This window comes from Stenotrophomonas sp. TWI809, from assembly GCF_039673205.1.
Lineage (GTDB): Bacteria > Pseudomonadota > Gammaproteobacteria > Xanthomonadales > Xanthomonadaceae > Stenotrophomonas.
The window spans coordinates 25,000-46,032 of the sequence record NZ_JBDJLE010000020.1; the positions used below are offsets into that span (position 1 = coordinate 25,000).

The window sequence follows — 21,033 nt, forward strand, 5'->3', positions numbered from 1 at the left end:
GGTGCCTGGGCGCGTGGCGACGCGTTTGTCCAACAGGCGCCCGTTGGTCAGGGGGCGCGGTGTATCCTATGGGGCTAACGACAAACCCCCGTACCCCAAGGATTTGCATGTCCCTCATCGCCACTTTCGACACCACCCAGGGCCCGATCAAGGTCGAGCTGTTCGCCGACAAGGCCCCGCTGACGGTCGCCAACTTCGTCAACCTGGTCAAGCACGGCTTCTATGACGGCCTGGTCTTCCACCGCGTCATCCCGGACTTCATGATCCAGGGCGGCTGCCCCAAGGGCCAGGGCACCGGCGGCCCGGGCTACAAGTTCGAAGATGAAAAGAACGGCGTGAAGCACCAGGTCGGTTCGCTGTCGATGGCCAATGCCGGCCCGAACACGAACGGCAGCCAGTTCTTCATCACCCACATCAAGACCGATTGGCTGGACGGCAAGCACACCGTGTTCGGCCAGGTCCTGGACGGTCAGGCCATCGTGGACTCGGTCAAGCAGGGCGACGTGATCCATTCGATCACCCTGGAAGGCGACACCGACGCCGTGCTGGCCGCCCAGGCCGAGCGCGTGGCGGAGTGGAACAAGCTCATCCCCAGCGCCTGATCCGATCCCGACGGCCCCCTGTGAAGGGGGCCGTTTTTACGATTCTTAGCAGAGGAAATCCCCATGAAAGCACCTGTTCGTGTTGCCGTGACCGGCGCCGCCGGCCAGATCGGCTACGCCCTGCTGTTCCGCATCGCCTCCGGCGACATGCTGGGCAAGGACCAGCCGGTCATCCTGCAGCTGCTCGAGCTGCCGGTCGACAAGGCCCAGGCCGCCCTGCGCGGCGTGATGATGGAACTGGAAGACTGCGCCTTCCCGCTGCTGGCCGGCATGGTCGGTACCGATGACGCCGAAGTGGCCTTCAAGGATGCCGATATCGCCCTGCTGGTCGGCGCGCGTCCGCGCGGCCCGGGCATGGAGCGCAAGGATCTGCTGCTGGAAAACGCGAAGATCTTCACCGCCCAGGGCGCGGCGCTGAACAAGGTCGCCAAGCGTGACGTCAAGGTGCTGGTGGTCGGCAACCCGGCCAACACCAACGCCTACATCGCCATGAAGTCGGCACCGGATCTGAACCCGCGCAACTTCACCGCCATGCTGCGCCTGGACCACAACCGTGCGCTGAGCCAGCTGTCGACCAAGCTCGGCAAGCCGGTCGGTGGCATGGAGAAGCTGATCGTGTGGGGCAACCACAGCCCGACCATGTACCCGGATTACCGTTTCGCCACCGCCGATGGTGCCTCCATCGCCGAGGCGATCAACGACCAGGAATGGAACGCCTCCACCTTCATCCCGACCGTGGGCAAGCGCGGCGCGGCGATCATCGAAGCCCGTGGCTCCTCCTCGGCGGCCTCGGCTGCCAATGCTGCCGTCGACCACATCCGTGACTGGGTGCTGGGCAGCAACGGCAAGTGGGTCACGATGGGCGTGCCGTCCGACGGCTCCTACGGCATTCCGGAAGGCGTGATCTTCGGCTTCGCGGTCACCACCGAGAACGGCGAGTACACCCTGGTCAAGGATCTGCCGGTCGACGACTTCAGCCAGAAGTACATCGACAAGACCCTGGCCGAGCTGGAAGAAGAGCGCTCCGGCGTCGCCCACCTGCTGGGCTGATCACTCACACGGGTGGGTGCCGTTGAGAACGGCAGGAGCCGTTCTCAACGGTGCGAAGCGCCGGCCCGGAGGGTGAGCGCCAGGACGGCGCGAATACCGTCGGTCGGTACGGATTGGAAAAAACGCCGGGCATTGCCCGGCGTTTTTTTTGGTTCTTCGCATCTTTTCCCGCGCGGCGGTCGGTGGGTCGGGCGCTGGGGCCCATACCCTTTCCGGCGAATGTCCCCGGCGTCGGCCTTCGGCCGCCCCCTCCTCCTTTATTTCGCCTACAAGGATATGGGGGCCCAGCGCCCGACCCACCGATCGCCCCTACGACCAAGGTCGGACGGCCCGCGCTTCACCATCGGACTATGCTCGATCCCATGACTTTGTCTGGGAGGGCCGTCATGCGTTACGAAGATGTCTATCGACGTTCGGTCGATGAACCCGAAGCGTTCTGGGGCGAAGAGGCCCAGCGCATCTACTGGCATACACCGCCGCAGCAGATCCTCGACTACAGCAATCCGCCGTTCCGGCGCTGGTTCGTCGGCGGGGAAACCAACCTCTGCTACAACGCGGTGGACCGCCATCTGGTCGACCGTCCCGACCAGCTCGCCCTCGTCGCCATCTCCAGCGAAACCGGCGTTACCCGCGAGATCACCTACCGCGAACTGCACCGCGAAGTGAATGCCTTCGCCGCCGTGCTGCAGCGGCTGGACGTGCAGCGTGGCGACCGCGTGGTGATCTACATGCCGAACATGGCCGAAGCGGTGTTCGCGATGCTGGCGTGTGCACGCATCGGGGCGATCCACTCGGTGGTGTTCGGTGGCTTCGCCGCGCACAACCTGGCACTGCGCATCGATGACGCCGAACCGAAGCTGTTGATCGCCGCCGACGCCGGCAAGCGCGGTGGCAAGGTGATTCCGTACAAGGCGATGGTCGATGCCGCCTGCGCCGAAGCCGCCTCGCCGCCACCGCATGTGTTGATCGTCTCGCGCGGGCTGGACCCTGCCGAGCCGAAGGTGCCCGGTCGCGACGTCGACTACGCCACGCTGCGTGCCGAGGTGGGTGACCAGGACGTGCCGGTGGTATGGCTGGAATCCAGCGAGCCGAGCTATCTGCTCTACACCTCCGGCACCACCGGCAAGCCGAAGGGCGTACAGCGCGATGTCGGCGGCTACGCCGTGGCGATGGCGCAGTCGATGGAGACGGTGTTCGACTGCAAGCCCGGCCAGGTGATGTTCTCCACCTCGGACGTGGGCTGGGCGGTCGGGCATTCCTATAACGTGTACGGCCCGCTGATCGGCGGCTGCACCTCGCTGCTGTACGAAGGGCTGCCGACCCACCCGGACCCGGGCATCTGGTGGGCGCTGTGCGAACAGTACGGCGTGCGCACGCTGTTCTCCTCACCCACCGCGATCCGCGTGCTCAAGAAACACGATGCGGACTTCATCCGCCGCCACGACCTGGCGGCGCTGAAGTACGTCTTCCTTGCCGGCGAACCGCTCGACGAACCGACCGCGCACTGGATCAACGACGCACTCGGCAAGCCGATCATCGACAACTACTGGCAGACCGAAACCGGTTGGCCGGCACTGACCCTGCTGCCGGGCGTGGACATGAAACCGGTGCGCTTCGGCTCGCCCGGTTTCCCGAACCTCGGCTACCGGATGAAGGTGATCGACGAGAACACCGGCGAGACCGTCGCACCGGGCCAGAAGGGCGTGCTGGTCATGATCCCGCCCTTGCCACCGGGCTGCATGACCACCGTCTGGAAGGACGATGCGCGCTTCATCCAGAGCTACTTCAGCCACTTCAAGGAGCTGCTCTACAGCTCGCTGGACTGGGCGATCCAGGACGAAGACGGCTACACCTTCATCCTCGGCCGCACCGACGATGTCATCAACGTGGCCGGGCACCGCCTGGGCACGCGCGAGATCGAAGAATGCATCGCCGGCCATCCGCTGGTGGCCGAGGCCGCCGTGATCGGGGTCAAGGATGAACTCAAGGGCCAGGTGCCGCTGGTGTTCGTCACCCTCAAGCAGGCCCTGCAGGGCGACGGCAGTGCCGTGGCGGCCGAGATGATGCAGCGGGTGACCAACACCCTGGGCGCGGTCGCACGGCCGGCGCACATCCATATCGTCAACGCGCTGCCCAAGACGCGTTCGGGCAAGCTGCTGCGGCGCTCGCTGCAGGCGCTGGCCGAGGAACGTGATCCGGGTGATCTGTCGACCCTGGACGACCCGGCGGCCTTGGACGAGATCCGGCGCGCACTGGGGAGCTGACGCTGTAGCCCCCTGCACGATGCTGCAGCGCATTACCTGCGAGGCGAACGCTCGGGTAAGCTGCGGACGTGATCGTTGCAGGCCTTGTCGGCGGCACGCCGCGCGCTGGGGACACGGCGCGCCTGGGGCGGCCGCCGGACACGGAGGGCCTGGAAGATCACAGGGGCGCGCAGGTAGCGGCGAACGGCCGGCCTACGCGTGGTACGGCACCACGTGAAGGGGGAACACATGGCGTATATCCAGGCCAAGACGGCCGCTGGCCGTCAGGAAATCGAGGACCGTGCGCGGCGCTTGCCGCCGGCGCTGCGGTCCCTGCTGCTGATGGTCGATGGTCAGCGCGATGACAACGCGTTGACCGCGTTGTTGCCGGGCCTGCGCGCGCCGGACGATGCGCTGGCGCAGCTGTCGGCGATGGGGTTGATCGAGATCGTCGGGGGCAGCGCCGCACCGGTGGTCGCCGCCGCGCTGACTGCCGGGCGCGAGCAGGATCCGGAGCTGTACAAGCGGCTGTATGACTGGATGAGCGAATCGGTGCGCAGGCATCTCGGTCTGAAGGGCTATTTCATGCAGTTGAAAGTCGAGCGCTGCACCGATGCGGGCAGCCTGGAGAAGCTGTGGCCGGACCTGGCCGCTGCGATCAGCAAGGCAAAAAGCCCGGCGCTGGCCAACCGCTGGATGGACGAGACACGCGCGCTGCTGCAGACCGAGCCCGTGATCGCCTGAGGCGATACGTCGACGGCGGCCGGGCAGCACGCTGTTTAGAATGCGTGCTGTTACGTGTGCGGGAGAATAGCGATGGTGGATGAGATCGAGGACGACGGCGCCCCCGGGTGGGATGCCATCGATGCGGCGTTGAAGGCGGTGTATCCCACGCAGGCGCCGCAGCATTACGGCCCGGTGTTGCGTTCGCTGCTGGGGGGCGAGGATCCGCTGGACGGCATCAGCGCGTACTGGAACGATACCCCGCTGCCGCACTGGCACTTCGTCAGCTACGGCTTCTCAGAGCTCTATGAAAAAGAGAGCGATGATCCGTCCACCAGTGGCTACGGCTTCGAGCTGAGCTTCCGGGTTGCCGCCGCGGCGGGCAGCGAGCCACCGGCGTGGGCGATGAATTTCCTGCAGAACCTGGCGCGCTACGTGTTCGCCAACGGCAAGGTGTTCCAGCAGGGCCACTACCTCAATGCGGGCGGTCCGATCGCCGCCGACACCGATACGCTGCTGCGCCACGTCGCCTTCATGCGCGACCCGCAGCTGCCGCCCCGCGAGACGCCCAACGGTTCGCTGGCGTTCCTGCAGGTGATCGGGCTGACCGATGACGAGATGGAGGCGGTGAAGCGCTGGTCGACCACCGGCGTGCTCGAGGCGCTGCTGCCGAAGATGCCGCTGTGGATCACCGATATCGCGCGCGGCTCGCTGCTGGACGATCCCGCACTGGCTGCCGCGGTCGCCGAAGGTGCGGCGCGCGAGGGCTCGCAGACGGCCTATCTGTTCCTGGAAAAGCTGGGCGGGTTGGTGCAGGGCGAGGGCGATGCGCAGCAGGTGACCGTGACCCTGGGAGCGCGCCAGGTGGAATCGCTGCTCGCGTTGCTGCCGGCGCGGTTGCTGTTCGGCCAGCCATTGACGCTGGTCGGCAACGATCGGCAGATCACGCTGTCGCCGGCGGCCGCCAATGCGCTGGTGGTCGAGGGCGATGCGCTGGAATGCCAGTTGGCCCCGGCCACGGTGCAGGCACTGGTCGCCACGGTCATGCCACGCCGTGGCACCTATGCGATCCCGGGTTGGCCGGCGCTGCAGGTGGTGGTGGAGCCGAGCGAGCTGCGCGATGCCGAGGGCACTGTGGTGCGTACGATCGGGTAGAGCCACGCCATGCGTGGCTCCTTGTCCGGCCGGACGCGTGTGTTCTGGCCGGACCGCCTGCAGCCACCCATGGGGTGGCTCTACAGGAGGCCTTCGGCCTTCAGCACTGCCTGCACGCCGGTATCGGCCTCCATGCGCTGCTTGAAGGCGGCGAGGTTGTCCAGGCCGCTCAGGTCGATCTTCGCGCCCGCCGCCCAGCGCAGGGTGATGTAGAAGTACGGATCGGCGAAGCTGCGGAATCCGGCCAGCCACGGGCGGTCGGCCAGCTGCGCATCGGCGCGCTCGAACAGGCCACGCAGGCGCTTGCGGGCGGCGGCGCGGAGCGCGTCGTACTGGGTGTCGTCTTCGATGAAGGTGGCCGGCCCGAACAGCGGCTTGAACGCCGGGTGCAGGTCCGAATTGACGAAGGACAGCCAACGGGTGGCTTCGGCGCGCTGCTTGGGGCTGCCGTCACCGGTCAGGCCGGCCTGCGGGTGGGTATCGGCGATGTAACCCATGATGGCGGCGTTCTGGGTCAGCACGAAATCGCCATCGACCACCACCGGGACCGAACCGGCCGGATTGATGGCCAGGAACGGTGGCGCCTTCAGGGTGTCCTTGTCGAGCAGTTCCACCTCGAACGGCTGGCCGGTCCACTGCAGGGCGATGTGATCGGCGGTGGAGCAGGCTCCGGGCTTGCTGTACAGCTTCATGGGAACTCCGTTGCGGATGGGTGGAAGGTGAGCCGCCCACTATTCCAGAGCCGGCCCCGCATCCTCAACGGTATGGCCGTAACAGATCGTTACGACGCGCGCGGCTTGAGTTTCTGCACGCGATAGAAGGTGTGATCACCGATCGTGGCCACCTGGTAGGCGTTGCGCCAGCTCGGGTTGGCGATCGCCAGGGCGGCGAAGTGGCTGGCGCCGGGCACGATCTCCTTGCGCTCACCGGCCGGCAGGGCCCAGTTGCGCTCGGCGTCGAAGGCCACCGTCATCGCTTCCTGCCAGGCATCGGCGTTGCCGAGCTGGGTGCCGGGCGCGACGATGGTCGGGGCGAACTGCTTGCGGGCGGTCACCACCTGGCACATCGAGTCGCCCCACAGGCCGCTGTCCAGGCGGCGCAGGGCCACTTCCGCGACGGCTTGCTGGCCGCGCAGGGTCTGGTCACGCGCTTCGAGGTAAACGGTCGTGCTCAGGCACAACGAATCGGCGGCAGGCTGCGGCAACAACTGTGACAGCCAGAGAATCCAGGCCAGTTTCATAAATCTCCTTGCTCCGTGTGGGCCGCACCTGGCTGTTCCATCCGATCATTCGGACGGGGCGAGGGTTACGACTTGGCGTCATGGGGAGGCGGCCATCGGGGCCGCCCGGGGGCGGACCCGAATAGACGTGGGGTCCGCGCGCTCACTCGAACTGGGTGGTGAGCGGGAAAGTTGGCGCACGATAGGGGGGGATTTCCCAATACATCCTGAACCCGAAAGCTTGACATTCAGGTTCGGAGGCAGGGCTGAATCGGCGGTTCAGCCCCGTATTCAGGTTGATGTCGATGCGGATCAGAGCGCGGCGGCGACCCGGCTGCCCTGATCGATCGCGCGCTTGGCGTCGAGTTCGGCGGCCACATCCGCACCGCCAATCAGCTGTGCGTTGATGCCGGCGGCCTGCAGTGCGGCGTGCAGGTCACGGCGCGGTTCCTGCCCGGCGCAGACCACCACATGGCTCACCGGCAGCAGCTGTTCCTGGCCGTCCACGCGGATGCGCAGGCCGGCGTCATCCACACCCAGGTACGTCACGCCACCGAGCATGGTCACGCCCTTGGCCTTGAGCGTGGCGCGGTGGATCCAGCCGGTGGTCTTGCCCAGGCGGGCGCCGGGCTTGCCCGGGCTGCGCTGCAGCAGCCAGACCTTGCGGGCGGGGGCTTCAGGTGCCGGTTTGGCGAGCGCGCCGCGGCCCTCGAACGTCGGGTCCACGCCCCACTCGGCCATCCAGCGTGCCGGGTCCAGCGCGGAGGAGGGCCCTTCGTGGACCAGGAACTCGCCGACATCGAAGCCGATGCCGCCCGCGCCGATGATCGCGACCTGCTCGCCCACCTGGACCCTGCCAAGCAGCACATCCAGATACGTGACCACCTTGGGGTGGTCGGCACCGGGGAAATCGACCCGGCGCGGGGTGATGCCGGTGGCGATCACCACCGCGTCGAAACCGGCCAGCGCGGCCACGTCGGCCACGGTGTCCAGCTTCACCTCGACGCCGGTCTCGCCCAGCTTGTGGCGGAAATAGCGCAGCGTCTCGTGGAATTCTTCCTTGCCCGGGATGCGCTTGGCGACATTGAACTGCCCGCCGATCTCGCTGCCGGCATCGAACAGCGTGACCGCGTGGCCGCGCTCGGCAGCCACGGTCGCGCAGGCCAGCCCGGCCGGGCCGGCGCCGACCACGGCGATCCGGCGCGGGGCGCTGGTCGGGCGGTAGACCAGTTCGGTCTCGTGCACGGCACGCGGGTTGACCAGGCAGCTGGCGGTCTTGTTCTCGAACACGTGGTCCAGACAGGCCTGGTTGCAGGCGATGCAGGTGTTGATCGCCTCCGGACGGCCGGCGCGCGACTTGTTGGCCCACTGCGGGTCGGCCAGCAGCGGCCGCGCCAGCGAGACCATGTCGGCACCGCCCGCGGCAAGGATGCGCTCGGCCACGTCGGGCATGTTGATGCGGTTGGTCGCGATCACCGGCACGCGCACGTGCGGTTTGAGTTTGGCGGTAACCGCCGCGAAGGCGCCGCGCGGTACCGAGGTGGCAATGGTCGGGATGCGCGCCTCGTGCCAGCCGATGCCGGCGTTGATCAGGGTCGCGCCCGCCGCTTCGATGGCCTGCGCCTGCTGCACGATCTCGGCCCAGTTGCTGCCGTCGGGCACCAGATCCACCAGCGAGAGCCGGTAGATGATGATGAAATCCGGGCCGCAGGCCTCGCGGATGCGACGCACGATCTCCACGGCGAACTGCATGCGCTGGGCGGCGTCACCGCCCCAGCGATCGGTACGCTGGTTGGTACGCGGGGCGATGAACTCATTGATCAGATAGCCTTCCGAGCCCATCACCTCGACGCCGTCGTAGCCGGCCTCGCGGGCCAGCCGCGCGCTGCGCGCGTAATCGGCGATGTGGCGCTCCACCCCGCGCGCCGACAGCGCCCGCGGGGTGAACGGGTTGATCGGGGCCTTCAGCTTGGAGGGAGCCACCGAGAGGGGGTGGTAGGCATAGCGGCCGGCATGCAGCAGCTGCAGGCAGATCTTGCTGCCGTTGTCGTGCACGGCCCGGGTGACCTGGCGATGCGGTCGCACCTCCCACGGCCAGGACAGCTTGCCGCCGAATGGCTTGAGCCAGCCAACCACGTTGGGCGCGAAGCCACCGGTGACGATCAGCCCGACGCCGCCGGCGGCACGCTCGGCGAAATAGGCCGCCAGGCGCGGGAAATCGCGCGCCCGGTCTTCCAGGCCGGTGTGCATGGACCCCATCAGGACCCGGTTGCGCAGCTGGGTGAAGCCCAGGTCGAGCGGGGTGAACAGGTGCGGATAGGCGGTGGATTCGGCGGCTGGCGACATGTGGATACGCTTGCGTACGGAAGCCCGCAGGGTGCCGCGAATGCCCCTGAAGAGCAAGGGCATGTGTCCGCCAGGGGGCCGACCGTTGGTCGGCACGGACGCCCGCTAGGGCGTGGCAGCTGCCGGGCTGGGCTTGCGGATACCGAACAGCGGCAGGGTGACGCCGCACAACGGGCCGATCAGCAGCGCGAAGGCGAGCGTGCCCACGCCGACGTTGCCGCCAAGCCACCAGCCGATCAGCAGCACGGTGCCTTCGATCGCGCTGCGCACGATCCAGATCGGCCAGCCGGTGCGGGCGTGCAGGCCGGTCATCAGGCCATCGCGCGGGCCGGGGCCGAAGCGTGCGCCGATGTACAGGCCGGTGGCCACCGCGACCATCAGCAGGCCGCAGATGAACATCGGGATCTGCCAGACCAGGCCCTGCACCTGCGGCAGCAGCCACAGCCCGAACTGCGCGCTGGGGCCGATCAGCAGTACGTTGAGCACGGTGCCCAGACCGGGCTTCTGCCGGATCGGCCACCACAGCAGCAGCACCAGCGCGCCGATCACATTGGTGGCCACGCCGAAGGACAGCGGCGTCTGCAGCGCGATGCCCTGTGACAGCACATCCCAGGGCGCCACGCCGATCGCCGCGCGGATCATCACCGCCGCGCCGAAGCCATACAGGAACAGACCAAGCAGGAGTTGCAGCAGGCGCAGGGGCAGGGACGTGGGCATGTCGGCTTCACCGGAAGGGCCACTGACTGTAGGGGGCCCTTCGCATGGCCGACAGATACAGATGCGCGCGAATCTGCGCAGACACATTGCCGCGCGCGTCAGTCCCAGCCGGACAGCACCAGTTTGCCGATCACGCCGCCACCTTCCAGCTGACGATGTGCCTCGCGCAGGTTCGCTGCCGTGATCGAGCCCAGATGCGTATGCGCGGTCGTGCGCAGTTCGCCGGCGTCGATCAGACTGGCGGCCCGGCTCAGAATGCGGTGCTGTTCGATCATGTCGTCGGTCTGGAAGCGCGACCGGGCAAACATGAACTCCCAATGGATGCCGATACATTTGGCTTTGTAGGGATCGCCGATGCGCAATGGTCCGCGCGGCTCAACGATCAGCCCCACATGTCCCTGCGGGGCCAGCAGCTCGCCCAGCGCCTCCCAGTAGTGGTCGGTGTCGGCCAGGTTCAGCGCCACCTGCACCTGCGCGATGCCCAGTGCCTGCAGTTGCGCTGCCAGCGGCTGGCGATGATCGATCACGTGGTCGGCGCCCATCTGTACGCACCACGCGCGGGTCTGCTCGCGCGAGGCGGTGGCGATCACGCTGAAGCCGGCGTGGCGCGCGAGCTGGATCGCAATCGAACCGACGCCGCCGGCACCCCCGATGATCAACAGGTGCTGCCCGCGGTGGCGGCTGTCTTCAAAGTGCAGCGGCATGCGCTGGAACAGCAGTTCCCATGCGGTCAGCGTGGTCAGCGGCAACGCTGCAGCCTCGGCGAAATCCAGCGTGGTGGGTTTGCGCCCGACCAGGCGTTCGTCCACCCACTGGTATTGGGCATTGCAACCGGAGCGGGTGACATCGCCCGCGTAATACACCTCATCGCCGGGGGCGAACGCCGTGACCTCCGGGCCCACCGCCTCCACCACACCGGCCGCGTCATACCCCAGGATGCGCGCAGGATTCTCTTGCTGCGGGCGCGGCGCGCGCTGTTTGGTGTCGACCGGATTGACGGAAACAGCATGTATTCGTACCAGCAGGTCGCGTCCCTGCGGCACGCCCGGTGGCGCAATGCGCAGGTCCTGCAGCGCGGCGGGGTCTTCAATCGGCAGATACTGGGTCAATCCCACGGCTTTCATATCGGCTCCGGATACGGGGGAATCACCCTCATCATACGGATCACGACGCTGCTGTTTTTGCGCTGAATCAAGGCGCAATCGCCATTTGAACCCTAACGTGAAAAATGTGTCGCTACGTCGCCTGAATTAGGCAAAACCCTTGTCATTGCTGGGTCTTGCGGAATTTCATCAACCTGTATAGGGTGCCACCAGCTGGACCCGGTAGAGGTCTGGCGGTCGTCTTCACATGTTACGGGACTGTTAACATCACCTTCACTCGCCTGAGCATAATGTTCGCGGCGGTGGCGTGCTGAATCGGCAGTCTGAAAACGACGCAGTAGTGCTGGCCCATGCCTCTACCGGTTTCATACCCCCGAAATAGGAGCTGTACTCAATGAACAAGAAGATCCTCACTGCCGCGCTGCTGGGCGGTCTGGCTTTCGCCCAGGCTGCATCGGCGCAGGATTTTGACGACCGCTGGTACCTGACCGGTTCGGCCGGCTTCAACTTCCAGGATAGCGACCGTCTGACCAACGACGCTCCGTTCGTTACCCTGGGCCTCGGTAAGTTCATCAGCCCCAACTGGTCGCTGGATGGCGAGCTGAACTACCAGAACCCGAACTTCGACGCCAACCAGGATCTGAACTGGAGCCAGTACGGCGCCTCGCTCGACCTGCGTCGCCACTTCATCCAGGAAGGCCGCGGCTGGAACCCGTACCTGCTGTTCGGCCTGGGCTACCAGAAGTCGGAAGAAGAGTACGCAGCGCTGAACACCAACGGTCCGCGTGAGCGCAAGGACGGCAACTTCGCCGCCAAGCTCGGCGTCGGTCTGCAGACCACCTTCGAAAAGCGCGTCGCCGTGCGTGCCGAAGTGGCCTACCGCGCTGACTTCGACGACCAGAGCATTGCTGCTCCGAGCGAAGACTGGTTCGGCGACGTGCTGGCTTCGGTCGGCGTCGTGATCCCGCTGGGCCCGGCCCCGGTTGCTGCCGTGCCGGCTCCGGCTCCGGTTGCGCCGAGCTGCGCCGATCTGGATGACGACGGTGACGGCGTCAACAACTGCGATGACAAGTGCCCGAACTCGCAGCCGGGTCAGACCATCGGTCCGGACGGTTGCCCGGTCCCGGTGTCGATCGATCTGAAGGGCGTGAACTTCGACTTCGATAAGTCGAACCTGCGTCCGGACGCGGTTGCGATCCTGAGCGAGGCTTCGGAAATCCTGAAGCGTTACCCGGATCTGCGCGTTGAAGTGGCCGGTCACACCGATTCCAAGGGTACCGACGCTTACAACCAGAAGCTGTCCGAGCGTCGTGCTACCTCGGTGTACAACTACCTGACCCAGAACGGCGTTGACGCTTCGCGTCTGGTCGGTCCGATCGGTTACGGCGAGAGCCGCCCGATTGCGCCGAACACCAACCCGGATGGTTCGGATAACCCGGAAGGTCGCGCCAAGAACCGTCGTACCGAGCTGAACGTCCAGAACTAATCCTTCTGGCAGTACAGTCTCAATAAGCAGGGCCCGGCATTGCCGGGCCCTGTTTTTTTTTGTCTTCTCTCACCTCGACACTTAGGCCCTTCCGCGCGCGCGGTCGGGTCGAATCCTGAAAATCGACAATAAATCCAACAAGTTGCCGTATTCATTGAAGGTGGCGCTTGAAAGACGTTGTGGCGCTGTTAAACTCGCCGCGTCGACCCCTTCCTGGATGCATCCCATGCAGCGTTTTGCACTGGCCGCCGCGCTTGGCCTGGCCCTGGTTCCCACCGCCCACGCTGCCGTGGACTGTTCGGCACCTGCCAGCGCATCGCCGCTGCCGCTGCCGGCCACCGCGATCGCACCGGTGGCCGAAGAGCTGTACATCCGCAACGTCCAGTTGGGCATGCCTGCCGGCGTACTGACCTCCAGCTACGACCGCGAGCAGTCGCTGGACAGCGTGCTGCAGCGCCTGCGCATCGACGGCTGCCAGAACATCGCCAAGGCGATCCCCAGTGCACCGGTGATCAACCCGAACGATCCGGCCGCCTACAAGCCGCAGACCGAATTCGACAACACGCCGTGGCGCTTTGACATGAGCCAGAACGGCAAGCGCATGACCGCCGAAGAATTCGACGCCTGGATGAAGGCGCGCGGTGTGCGCGTGGTCAAGGCGCGCCCGGTACCGGCTGCCGTGCCGGCCGCCACCACCGAAGCACCGGCTGAGACCAAGCCGGCGGACAAGAAGTAAGCCGCCTGAGCGGAGCACGATGACGACACGCCGGCCACCCGCCGCGAACGCGTCCCGACCACGCCGCCCCGAGCGGCGTGCGAGCCCCGCAACAGGCACCCGCAACGCCGCCTCCAGCCCCCCCGCGGGCGCACCGCGGCATGGTCTGGCGCGCGTGCTGTCCAAAGCCGGGCTGTGCTCGCGCACCGAAGCCGCACGCTGGATCGCCGATGGCCGGGTGACGGTCGACGGCCGTGTCATCAACAACCCCGAATTTCCGATCATCGACGGGCGCCATCACGTGCGCGTGGATGGTCAGCCGCTGGATGCGCCCAAGCGCGTGCACCTGATGCTCAACAAGCCGCGTGGCCTGGTCACCACCGCGCAGGACGAGCGCGGTCGCGATACCGTTTACCGCTGCTTCGATGCTGCCGGCCTGCCGTGGATCGCGCCGGTCGGGCGCCTGGACAAGGCCAGCGAAGGGCTGCTGCTCTTCAGCAATGATCCGCAATGGGCCGCGCGCCTGACCGATCCGGCCACCGGCCCGGACAAGACCTATCACGTCCAGATCGATGCCATCCCCGATGCGGCGCAGCTGCAGGCGTTGTGCGCGGGGATCGAGGACGAAGGCGAGCTGCTGCGGGCGCGGCGCGCCACGCTGCTGCGCAGCGGCGACAAGACCGCCTGGCTGGAAGTGGTGCTGGAGGAAGGCCGCAACCGGCATATCCGCCGCCTGCTCGCCGCATTCGACATCAACGTGCTGCGCCTGGTGCGCGTGGCGATCGGCCAGCTGCCGCTGGGCGAGCTGGGCAAGGGCGCCTGGCGCGAGCTCAGCCAACACGATCTGGAACTTCTTCATGCCGTGGCCGACAGTGCCGCGGCCACACCGTGACCTTGTGGCCTGCCGGCATGTGGCAGGCCAATCGACCCGGGCAATGGATGGCCTTCGAAGGGACGTTCCGTTCAACACCGGGAGTAAGACCATGCACGTCAGTACCCTCAACCGTTCCCTGTTCCGCGGCGCCTGCCTGCTGTTGCCGGCCGCGCTGCTGACCGCCTGTGGCGGCCACAAGCAGATCGCCAAACAGGATCCGCCGGTGACCGACAAGGTGGTGGAGATCAGGATCCCCGAACTGGATGGCCGCGGCAGCTACCGCTTCCTGATGAGCGATGGCGACAAGCGCATGAGCGCCGATGAGTTCGATGCCTGGATGAAGGCCAACGGTATCCGGGTGGCCAAGGGCAATGGCCAGGATGGTCCGGTTGCGGCACCGGTGGTGGTGGCCAGCAAGGAAGAGGCCAAGGACAAGAAGAAAAAGAAGAAGTAACCCCGCCGCGCGCGTCGCACCGACGGTAGAGCCGACCGTTGGTCGGCTGAGGCACGCAAGGCGTGCCCCAGCATCCGATGTCCACAATCCCCACCGACGGTAGAGCCGACCGTTGGTCGGCTGAGGCACGCAAAGCGTGCCCCCGCATCCGCTATCCACACCCCCACGACGGTAGAGCCGACCGTTGGTCGGCTGAGGCACGCAAGACGTGCCCCGTATCGGCTGTTCATGACCTGCGACGAGAGGCAGCCGACCAACGGTCGGCTCTACCTCCGTGACGCGCGGGTGCGACGGCCGTGCCGACCGTGGGGCGGCTGGGGCCCTCAGGCCTTGATCACGCCCAGCTCGACGCCGATCCGGGTGAAGGCATCGATGGCGCGGTCCAGGTGCGCACGCGTGTGCGCGGCGCTGATCTGGGTGCGGATGCGGGCCTGGCCCTTGGGCACCACCGGGAAGAAGAAGCCGATCGCGTAGATGCCTTCCTCGAGCAGGCGCTCGGCGAACTTCTGCGCCAGCGGCGCGTCGTACAGCATCACCGGGCTGATCGGATGCACGCCCGGCTTCACATCGAAGCCCGCCGCGGTCATCTTCTCGCGGAAGTAGGCGGTGTTCTGCGCCAGGGTATCGCGCAGGTCATCGGCGGCGGCCAGCATCTCGAAGGCCTTGATGCCGGCGGCGACCACGTGCGGCGGCAGCGAGTTGGAGAACAGGTACGGGCGCGAGCGCTGGCGCAGCAGTTCGATCACTGCGGCGCTGGCGCAGGTGAAACCGCCCAGTGCGCCGCCCATGGCCTTGCCCAGGGTGCCGGTGATGATGTCGATCTTCTCCAGCACGCCCTTGACCTCGGCCGAGCCGCGGCCCGTGGCGCCGAGGAAGCCGGTGGCATGGCATTCGTCGATGTGGACCAGCGCGTTGTACTTCTTCGCCAGCGCGGTGATCTCATCCAGCGGGGCGATGAAGCCGTCCATCGAGAACACGCCGTCGGTGGTGATCAGCTTGGTCTTGCAGCCGGCCGCATCGGCGGCCTGCAGCTGGGCTTCCAGATCGGCCATGTCGCAGTTGGCGTAGCGGAAACGCTTGGCCTTGCACAGGCGCACGCCATCGATGATCGAGGCATGGTTGAGCGCGTCGGAAATGATCGCGTCGTGCTCGCCCAGCAGCGGCTCGAACAGCCCACCGTTGGCGTCGAAGCAGGCCGCGTACAGGATGGTGTCCTGCTTGCCGAAGAAATCGGCGATCTGCTTTTCCAGCTGCTTGTGCAGGTCCTGGGTGCCGCAGATGAAGCGCACCGAGGCCATGCCGAAGCCGTGGGTATCCAGCGCATCCTTGGCGGCCTGGATCAGGTCGGGGTGGTCGGCCAGGCCCAGGTAGTTGTTGGCGCAGAAGTTCAGCACCGTACGTCCGTCGTCCAAGGTGATCTCGGCCGACTGCGGGCTGGTGATGATGCGTTCGGACTTGAACAGGCCCTGGGCGCGGATCGCTTCCAGTTCTTCAAGGTAGTGCTGGGTCAGCGAGGCGGTGGTGGCGTCGGTCATGGCAGGCAGTCTTCGGCACGGGAAACCCGGGATTTTACCTGTCGGCGCCGGGCCCGGGGGCGCAGGCGGGGTCTGGCCGGGCCGGCGGTGGGCGAAACGGTTGCACACGTGATTGTTGCATCGCAATATCAATCAGGTTAAAAAACCGTAAACCCGCTGCACTGCCCACCCCACGTCTGGAGAGACCCCGCATGAACCACGCCACGCGCTGTACCGCCGCCGCTGTGCTCTGCGCCGCCCTGCTTGCCCCGTTTGCCGCCAGCGCCCAGGACGAGGCCGAATCGCCGTTCAGCTGGAACGTCACCGCCGTATCGGACTACGTGTTCCGTGGTGTGTCCCAGACCGATGAGGATCCGACCCTGCAGGCTGGCTTCACCTATACCTCGCCGGTGGGCCTGTATGCGGGCGTGTGGGGCTCGGGCGTGGACTTCGGGCCGGGCGACCCGAGCACGGAGATCGACTACCTGATCGGCTACGGGGTGGATGTCACCGACGGCGTCAATTTCGACGTGCTGCTCAACCGCTACACCTATCCGGGCGCCAGCGAGCTGAACTACAACGAGCTGATCACCACCACCACCTTCGCCGAGCAGTACAAGCTGACGGTGGCCTACACCGACGACCTGTCCGGGTCCGATACCAAGAGCTGGTATTACGCGGTGGGCGGCGAGTGGGGCCTGCCCAATGATTTCACCCTGAGCGCGAACGTGGGCCGTACCTCGCTCGAGACCGATTTCGGCAAGGACTACACCGACTTCAACGTCGGCGTGAGCCGCCAGTTCGGCCTGTTCAACCTGGGCCTGGGGTACCACGGTACCGACGGCGCTGGTCGCGACAACAACGGCAAGCTGGCGGACAACCGCGTGGTGTTCACCGTGGCCGTGGGCAAATGACCTGACGCTGCGATGGACATGAAAAAGGCGCCGCAAGGCGCCTTTTTCGTTTGCCGAAGCGCGTACCGACCAACGGCCGGTACCTACCGGGGCCATGCCACCGCCGAGGCCCGAACCGACCATGCCTGGTAGGTCACGACCGTTGGTCGTGACACCGACCGGCGCGCCAACGGCGCGATGCCTCAGTTCCAGCTCAGCACGACCTTGCCGGCCTTGCCCTGTTCCATCAGGTCAAAGCCCTTCTGGAAATCATCGATCGGCAACTGGTGGGTCATCACCTTGCCGAGCGGGAAACCGGACAGCACCAGCTGGGTCATCTTGTACCAGGTCTCGTACATCTTGCGGCCGTAGATGCCCTGCACGGTCAGGCCCTTGAAGATGATCTTGTCCCAGTCGCAGCCGGCGCCCTTGGGCATGATGCCGAGCATGGCGATCTTGCCGCCGTGGTACATGCAGTCGAGCATGTCGTTGAACGCGCGCGGATTGCCGCTCATTTCCAGGCCCACGTCGAAGCCCTCCATGTGCAGTTCCTTCATCACGTCCTTGAGCGAGGTGTTGGACACGTTCACCACGCGGGTGGCGCCCATGTCGGCGGCCAGCTTCAGGCGGAGATCATTGACGTCGGTGACCACCACGTTGCGCGCACCGATGTGCTTGCAGATGCCGGCGGCGATGATGCCGATCGGGCCGGCACCGGTGATCAGCACGTCCTCGCCGATCACGTTGAACTCCAGCGCGCAGTGCGCGGCGTTGCCGTACGGATCGAAGAAGGCGGCCAGCTCGGAGGGGATCTGATCCGGGATCGGCCACAGGTTGCTGGCCGGCATCACCATGTATTCGGCGAAGGCGCCGTTGACGTTGACGCCGATGCCCACGGTGTTCGGGCACAGGTGCTGGCGGCCACCGCGGCAATTGCGGCAATGGCCGCAGACGATATGGCCTTCGGCCGAGACGCGCTGGCCGATTTCATAGCCGGTCACGCCCGGGCCGATCTCGGCGATGCGGCCGACGAATTCGTGGCCGATGGTCAGGCCGGGCTTGATCGTGCGCTGGCTCCATTCGTCCCACAGGTAGATGTGCAGGTCGGTACCGCAGATGGCGGTCTTTTCCAGCTTGATCAGGACCTGGTTCGGGCCGGGTGTGGGGACCGGAACTTCTTCCAGCCAGATGCCCTTGGCGGCTTCGCGTTTGACCAGGGCCTTCATTGTTTGCTGCGCCATCGGGGTGGAACTCGTCTGGGGGAAAACGCGGATTATAGAGCCGCTGGCGGTTTTCCCATGTTGCAGCGCGGGTGGGCTGGGAGGTGGCCATGCCCCTCATTGCCGCACTGCGTGCGGCCAGCCGACCATGGGTCGGCTCTACCGGGCTTCGGGACGGCGCAGCGGCTGGGCTAGAATCGGCGGTTCTTTCACCAGGGGCTGCTCTATGCGCTCGAACCTGCTCGCTTTCTCCGTCGTCGCCAGCCTTGGGCTGGTCCAGGTCGCCCATGCCGCAGAAGGCATGTGGGTGCCGCAGCAGCTGCCGGAAATCGCCGGCCCGCTCAAGCAGGCCGGCCTGAAGCTGTCCCCGGAGCAGATCTCCAACCTGACCGGCGACCCGATGGGCGCGGTGGTGGCGCTGGGTGGCTGCACCGCCAGCTTCGTCTCTCCGCAGGGCCTGGTGGTCACCAACCACCATTGTGCCTACGGTGCGATCCAGCTGAATTCGACGGCCGAAAAGAACCTGATCAAGGACGGCTTCAACGCGCCGACCCTGAAGGATGAGCTGAGCGCCGGCCCCAACGCCCGCGTGTTCGTGCTGGACCAGATCACCGACGTGACCGACCAGGCCAAGGCCGCGATCGCCGCCGCCGGCAAGAACCCGCTGGCCCGTACCCGCGCGCTGGATGCCTTCGACAAGGCCCAGACCGCTGCGTGTGAAGCCGATGCCGGCTTCCGCTGCCGCCTGTACAGCTTCTCCGGCGGCAACACCTACCGTCTGTTCCGCAACATGGAAATCAAGGACGTGCGCCTGGTCTACGCGCCTCCGGGCAGCGTCGGCAAGTTCGGTGGCGACATCGACAACTGGATGTGGCCGCGCCACACCGGCGATTTCTCGTTCTACCGCGCCTACGTGGGCAAGGACGGCAAGCCGGCCGCCTTCTCGGCCGACAACGTGCCCTACCAGCCCAAGCACTTCCTGAAGTTCGCCGACCAGCCGCTGGGTGCCGACGACTTCGTGATGGTGGCCGGCTACCCGGGCCGCACCAACCGCTACGCGCTGGCCGGCGAGTTCAATGAAACCGCCAGCTGGACCTACCCGACCATCGCGCGCCACTACAACGCGGTGCTGAAGATGATCGACGAGGCTGGCAAGGCCGACCCGGACGTCAAGGTGAAGTACGCGGCCACCGCGGCCAGCATGAACAACGTGGCCAAGAACTACGCCGGTCAGCTGGAAGGCTTCAAGCGCATCGACGCGGCCGGCCAGAAGCAGGCCGAAGAAGCCGCCGTGCTGGCCTGGTTGAAGAAGCGTGGCGCCGCCGGCAAGCCGGCCCTGGCGGCACATGCGCAGCTGATCCAGCACCTGGACACCAGCAAGGCCACGCGTGAGCGCGACCTGTTCGTCAGCCAGTTCAACAGCACCTCGGCCGTGGGCTCGGCGATCACCCTGTACCGCCTCTCGATCGAGCGCAGCAAGGCCGATGCCGAGCGTGAAGTCGGCTATCAGGAACGCGATCTTCCCTCCATCGAAGGCGGCCTGAAGCAGATGGACCGCCGTTACGTGCCGCGCATGGACCAGCAGCTGCAGACCTACTGGCTGAGCCAGTACGTGGCCCTGCCGGCCGCGCAGCGCACCAACGAGGTGCTCAACCAGTGGCTGGCAGGCAGCGATGCGGCCGCCGTGCAGGCTCTGGTTGGCAAGCTCTCGGGCACCAAGCTGGGCAGCCTGGATGAGCGCCTGACGTGGTTCAAGGCCGACCGTGCGGCGTTCGAGGCCAGCACCGATCCGGCCATCCAGTACGCGGTGGCGGTGATGCCGGCGCTGCTCAAGCAGGAAGAGCAGAAGAAGACCCGCGAAGGCGAGTCGCTGGTGTCGCGCCCGCTGTATCTGCAGGCCGTGGCCGACTACAAGAAGAGCAAGGGCGAGTTCGTCTATCCGGACGCCAACCTGTCGCTGCGCATCACCTTCGGCAACGTCATGGGCTACGGCAAGGATGGCGTGAACTACACCCCGTTCACCACCCTGGAAGGCGTGGCGGCCAAGGAAACCGGCGAAGATCCGTTTGATTCGCCGAAGGCGCTGCTCGATGCGGTCAAGGCCAAGCGTTACGGCGGCCTGGAAGACAAGCGCATCGGCTCGGTGCCGGTGAACTTCCTGTCCAACCTGGACATCACCGGCGGCAACTCCGGTTCGCCGGTGCTGGACGCCAACGGCAAGCTGGTCGGCCTGGCCTTCGATGGCAACTGGGAGTCGGTGAGTTCGAACTGGGTGTTCGATCCGGTGATGACCCGCATGATCGCGGTCGACAGCCGTTACATGCAGTGGATCATGCAGGAAGTGGCGCCCGCGCCGCAGCTGCTGAAAGAACTGAACCTCAGCAAGTAAGCCGACACGTCGGTTTTGAAAACCCCGCAGCGACATCTGCGGGGTTTTTTTATGGGCGAATTATCGTCCAAACGCGTGGCGTCTTGCTTTCCCCTGCGGGAGCGCGCCGGGCAGGGCTGGGTTCACGGCGTGTCCTGCCAGAGGCTACCCGGCCTCAGCCTGCGCGGGGCCGTCAGGCGCCATGCTTTACGAGCCATCCGCCACCAAGCCGCCGAGCAAGCAGATCACGTGCACCAAACAGCCACACAGCTTCACAGCCGCGACCGGGTATCATCCCTGTTCCGCGTGCTTTCACAGGATGTGAACGAAGCGCCGGAACCTCCTCCCCCA

General features: G+C 66.2%; 18 protein-coding genes. 11 read left to right on the forward strand and 7 right to left on the reverse strand.

Translation table 11 applies throughout. The features are described 5' to 3' along the window. Positions 1-107: 107 nt before the first annotated feature. The 5 genes from ABE472_RS14475 (at position 108) to ABE472_RS14495 (ending at position 5,773) form a co-directional block, all read left to right on the forward strand. Positions 108-602, forward strand: a complete 495-nt coding sequence (locus tag ABE472_RS14475; protein ID WP_121042904.1) for a peptidylprolyl isomerase — start codon at positions 108-110, stop codon at positions 600-602. 63 nt (positions 603-665) lie between these two features. Continuing rightward, a complete protein-coding gene (locus ABE472_RS14480; RefSeq protein WP_088435213.1) occupies positions 666-1,652 on the forward strand; it encodes a malate dehydrogenase in 987 nt (328 codons plus the stop codon). Positions 1,653-2,038: 386 nt separating this feature from the next. Next, positions 2,039-3,916 carry a propionate--CoA ligase gene (gene prpE / locus ABE472_RS14485; RefSeq protein WP_313217327.1) on the forward strand — a complete coding sequence of 626 codons (1,878 nt, stop codon included), beginning with the start codon at positions 2,039-2,041 and terminating at the stop codon, positions 3,914-3,916. 228 nt (positions 3,917-4,144) lie between these two features. Then, the gene (locus ABE472_RS14490) at positions 4,145-4,639 is read left to right on the forward strand and encodes a hypothetical protein (RefSeq protein ID WP_313209629.1); all 495 of its coding nucleotides are present in this window, start codon (positions 4,145-4,147) and stop codon (positions 4,637-4,639) included. Positions 4,640-4,711: 72 nt separating this feature from the next. Then, on the forward strand, positions 4,712-5,773 hold the full coding sequence (locus ABE472_RS14495) for a suppressor of fused domain protein (RefSeq protein ID WP_346466513.1): 1,062 nt from the start codon (positions 4,712-4,714) through the stop codon (positions 5,771-5,773). 80 nt (positions 5,774-5,853) lie between these two features. Here the strand turns inward: ABE472_RS14495 and ABE472_RS14500 are convergent, their stop codons facing one another. From ABE472_RS14500 to ABE472_RS14520, 5 genes are all read right to left on the reverse strand, one after another. Continuing rightward, positions 5,854-6,465 (reverse strand): glutathione S-transferase N-terminal domain-containing protein, encoded by a 612-nt coding sequence (locus ABE472_RS14500; protein ID WP_313217330.1) that lies wholly within the window; start codon positions 6,463-6,465, stop codon positions 5,854-5,856. Between the two features lie 89 nt (positions 6,466-6,554). Next, the gene (locus tag ABE472_RS14505; protein ID WP_088435200.1) at positions 6,555-7,013 is read right to left on the reverse strand and encodes a cell wall hydrolase; all 459 of its coding nucleotides are present in this window, start codon (positions 7,011-7,013) and stop codon (positions 6,555-6,557) included. 291 nt (positions 7,014-7,304) lie between these two features. Beyond that, positions 7,305-9,338 (reverse strand): NADPH-dependent 2,4-dienoyl-CoA reductase, encoded by a 2,034-nt coding sequence (locus ABE472_RS14510; protein WP_313217331.1) that lies wholly within the window; start codon positions 9,336-9,338, stop codon positions 7,305-7,307. A gap of 105 nt (positions 9,339-9,443) precedes the next feature. Next, positions 9,444-10,055: a hypothetical protein gene (locus ABE472_RS14515; protein WP_313209615.1), complete on the reverse strand. Its 612-nt coding sequence runs from the start codon at positions 10,053-10,055 to the stop codon at positions 9,444-9,446. A gap of 98 nt (positions 10,056-10,153) precedes the next feature. Further along, positions 10,154-11,179, reverse strand: coding sequence for a zinc-binding alcohol dehydrogenase family protein (locus ABE472_RS14520; protein WP_346463654.1), 1,026 nt, complete (start codon positions 11,177-11,179; stop codon positions 10,154-10,156). Positions 11,180-11,552: 373 nt separating this feature from the next. On the opposite strand from ABE472_RS14520, the gene ABE472_RS14525 reads away from it, so the two are divergent. From ABE472_RS14525 to ABE472_RS14540, 4 genes are all read left to right on the forward strand, one after another. Beyond that, the gene (locus tag ABE472_RS14525; protein WP_088435197.1) at positions 11,553-12,644 is read left to right on the forward strand and encodes an OmpA family protein; all 1,092 of its coding nucleotides are present in this window, start codon (positions 11,553-11,555) and stop codon (positions 12,642-12,644) included. A gap of 226 nt (positions 12,645-12,870) precedes the next feature. Next, entirely contained in the window at positions 12,871-13,380 is a 510-nt protein-coding gene (locus tag ABE472_RS14530; RefSeq protein ID WP_313209609.1) for a hypothetical protein, read from the forward strand. 19 nt (positions 13,381-13,399) lie between these two features. After that, on the forward strand, positions 13,400-14,251 hold the full coding sequence (locus ABE472_RS14535; protein ID WP_313217335.1) for a pseudouridine synthase: 852 nt from the start codon (positions 13,400-13,402) through the stop codon (positions 14,249-14,251). A gap of 91 nt (positions 14,252-14,342) precedes the next feature. Continuing rightward, entirely contained in the window at positions 14,343-14,687 is a 345-nt protein-coding gene (locus tag ABE472_RS14540) for a hypothetical protein (protein WP_313209605.1), read from the forward strand. A 323-nt stretch (positions 14,688-15,010) separates the two neighbouring features. Here the strand turns inward: ABE472_RS14540 and kbl are convergent, their stop codons facing one another. Further along, positions 15,011-16,222 carry a glycine C-acetyltransferase gene (gene kbl / locus ABE472_RS14545; protein WP_346466514.1) on the reverse strand — a complete coding sequence of 404 codons (1,212 nt, stop codon included), beginning with the start codon at positions 16,220-16,222 and terminating at the stop codon, positions 15,011-15,013. 191 nt (positions 16,223-16,413) lie between these two features. Here kbl and ABE472_RS14550 point away from each other — a divergent pair, with 191 nt between their 5' ends. Beyond that, positions 16,414-17,115 (forward strand): TorF family putative porin, encoded by a 702-nt coding sequence (locus ABE472_RS14550; RefSeq protein ID WP_137190938.1) that lies wholly within the window; start codon positions 16,414-16,416, stop codon positions 17,113-17,115. A 182-nt stretch (positions 17,116-17,297) separates the two neighbouring features. Here the strand turns inward: ABE472_RS14550 and tdh are convergent, their stop codons facing one another. After that, entirely contained in the window at positions 17,298-18,320 is a 1,023-nt protein-coding gene (gene tdh, locus ABE472_RS14555) for an L-threonine 3-dehydrogenase (RefSeq protein ID WP_346466528.1), read from the reverse strand. 220 nt (positions 18,321-18,540) lie between these two features. On the opposite strand from tdh, the gene ABE472_RS14560 reads away from it, so the two are divergent. Then, entirely contained in the window at positions 18,541-20,703 is a 2,163-nt protein-coding gene (locus tag ABE472_RS14560) for a S46 family peptidase (protein ID WP_313209599.1), read from the forward strand. The last annotated feature ends 330 nt before the right edge of the window (positions 20,704-21,033 follow it).

What these genes read in the sequence shown, in the direction of transcription:
- ABE472_RS14475 (WP_121042904.1), top strand. Translation starts at nt 108, where the DNA reads ATGTCCCTCATCGCCACTTTCGACACCACCCAGGGCCCGATCAAGGTC.
- ABE472_RS14480 (WP_088435213.1), top strand. Translation starts at nt 666, where the DNA reads ATGAAAGCACCTGTTCGTGTTGCCGTGACCGGCGCCGCCGGCCAGATC.
- prpE (WP_313217327.1), top strand. Translation starts at nt 2,039, where the DNA reads ATGCGTTACGAAGATGTCTATCGACGTTCGGTCGATGAACCCGAAGCG.
- ABE472_RS14490 (WP_313209629.1), top strand. Translation starts at nt 4,145, where the DNA reads ATGGCGTATATCCAGGCCAAGACGGCCGCTGGCCGTCAGGAAATCGAG.
- ABE472_RS14495 (WP_346466513.1), top strand. Translation starts at nt 4,712, where the DNA reads ATGGTGGATGAGATCGAGGACGACGGCGCCCCCGGGTGGGATGCCATC.
- ABE472_RS14500 (WP_313217330.1), bottom strand. Translation starts at nt 6,465, where the DNA reads ATGAAGCTGTACAGCAAGCCCGGAGCCTGCTCCACCGCCGATCACATC.
- ABE472_RS14505 (WP_088435200.1), bottom strand. Translation starts at nt 7,013, where the DNA reads ATGAAACTGGCCTGGATTCTCTGGCTGTCACAGTTGTTGCCGCAGCCT.
- ABE472_RS14510 (WP_313217331.1), bottom strand. Translation starts at nt 9,338, where the DNA reads ATGTCGCCAGCCGCCGAATCCACCGCCTATCCGCACCTGTTCACCCCG.
- ABE472_RS14515 (WP_313209615.1), bottom strand. Translation starts at nt 10,055, where the DNA reads ATGCCCACGTCCCTGCCCCTGCGCCTGCTGCAACTCCTGCTTGGTCTG.
- ABE472_RS14520 (WP_346463654.1), bottom strand. Translation starts at nt 11,179, where the DNA reads ATGAAAGCCGTGGGATTGACCCAGTATCTGCCGATTGAAGACCCCGCC.
- ABE472_RS14525 (WP_088435197.1), top strand. Translation starts at nt 11,553, where the DNA reads ATGAACAAGAAGATCCTCACTGCCGCGCTGCTGGGCGGTCTGGCTTTC.
- ABE472_RS14530 (WP_313209609.1), top strand. Translation starts at nt 12,871, where the DNA reads ATGCAGCGTTTTGCACTGGCCGCCGCGCTTGGCCTGGCCCTGGTTCCC.
- ABE472_RS14535 (WP_313217335.1), top strand. Translation starts at nt 13,400, where the DNA reads ATGACGACACGCCGGCCACCCGCCGCGAACGCGTCCCGACCACGCCGC.
- ABE472_RS14540 (WP_313209605.1), top strand. Translation starts at nt 14,343, where the DNA reads ATGCACGTCAGTACCCTCAACCGTTCCCTGTTCCGCGGCGCCTGCCTG.
- kbl (WP_346466514.1), bottom strand. Translation starts at nt 16,222, where the DNA reads ATGACCGACGCCACCACCGCCTCGCTGACCCAGCACTACCTTGAAGAA.
- ABE472_RS14550 (WP_137190938.1), top strand. Translation starts at nt 16,414, where the DNA reads ATGAACCACGCCACGCGCTGTACCGCCGCCGCTGTGCTCTGCGCCGCC.
- tdh (WP_346466528.1), bottom strand. Translation starts at nt 18,320, where the DNA reads ATGAAGGCCCTGGTCAAACGCGAAGCCGCCAAGGGCATCTGGCTGGAA.
- ABE472_RS14560 (WP_313209599.1), top strand. Translation starts at nt 18,541, where the DNA reads ATGCGCTCGAACCTGCTCGCTTTCTCCGTCGTCGCCAGCCTTGGGCTG.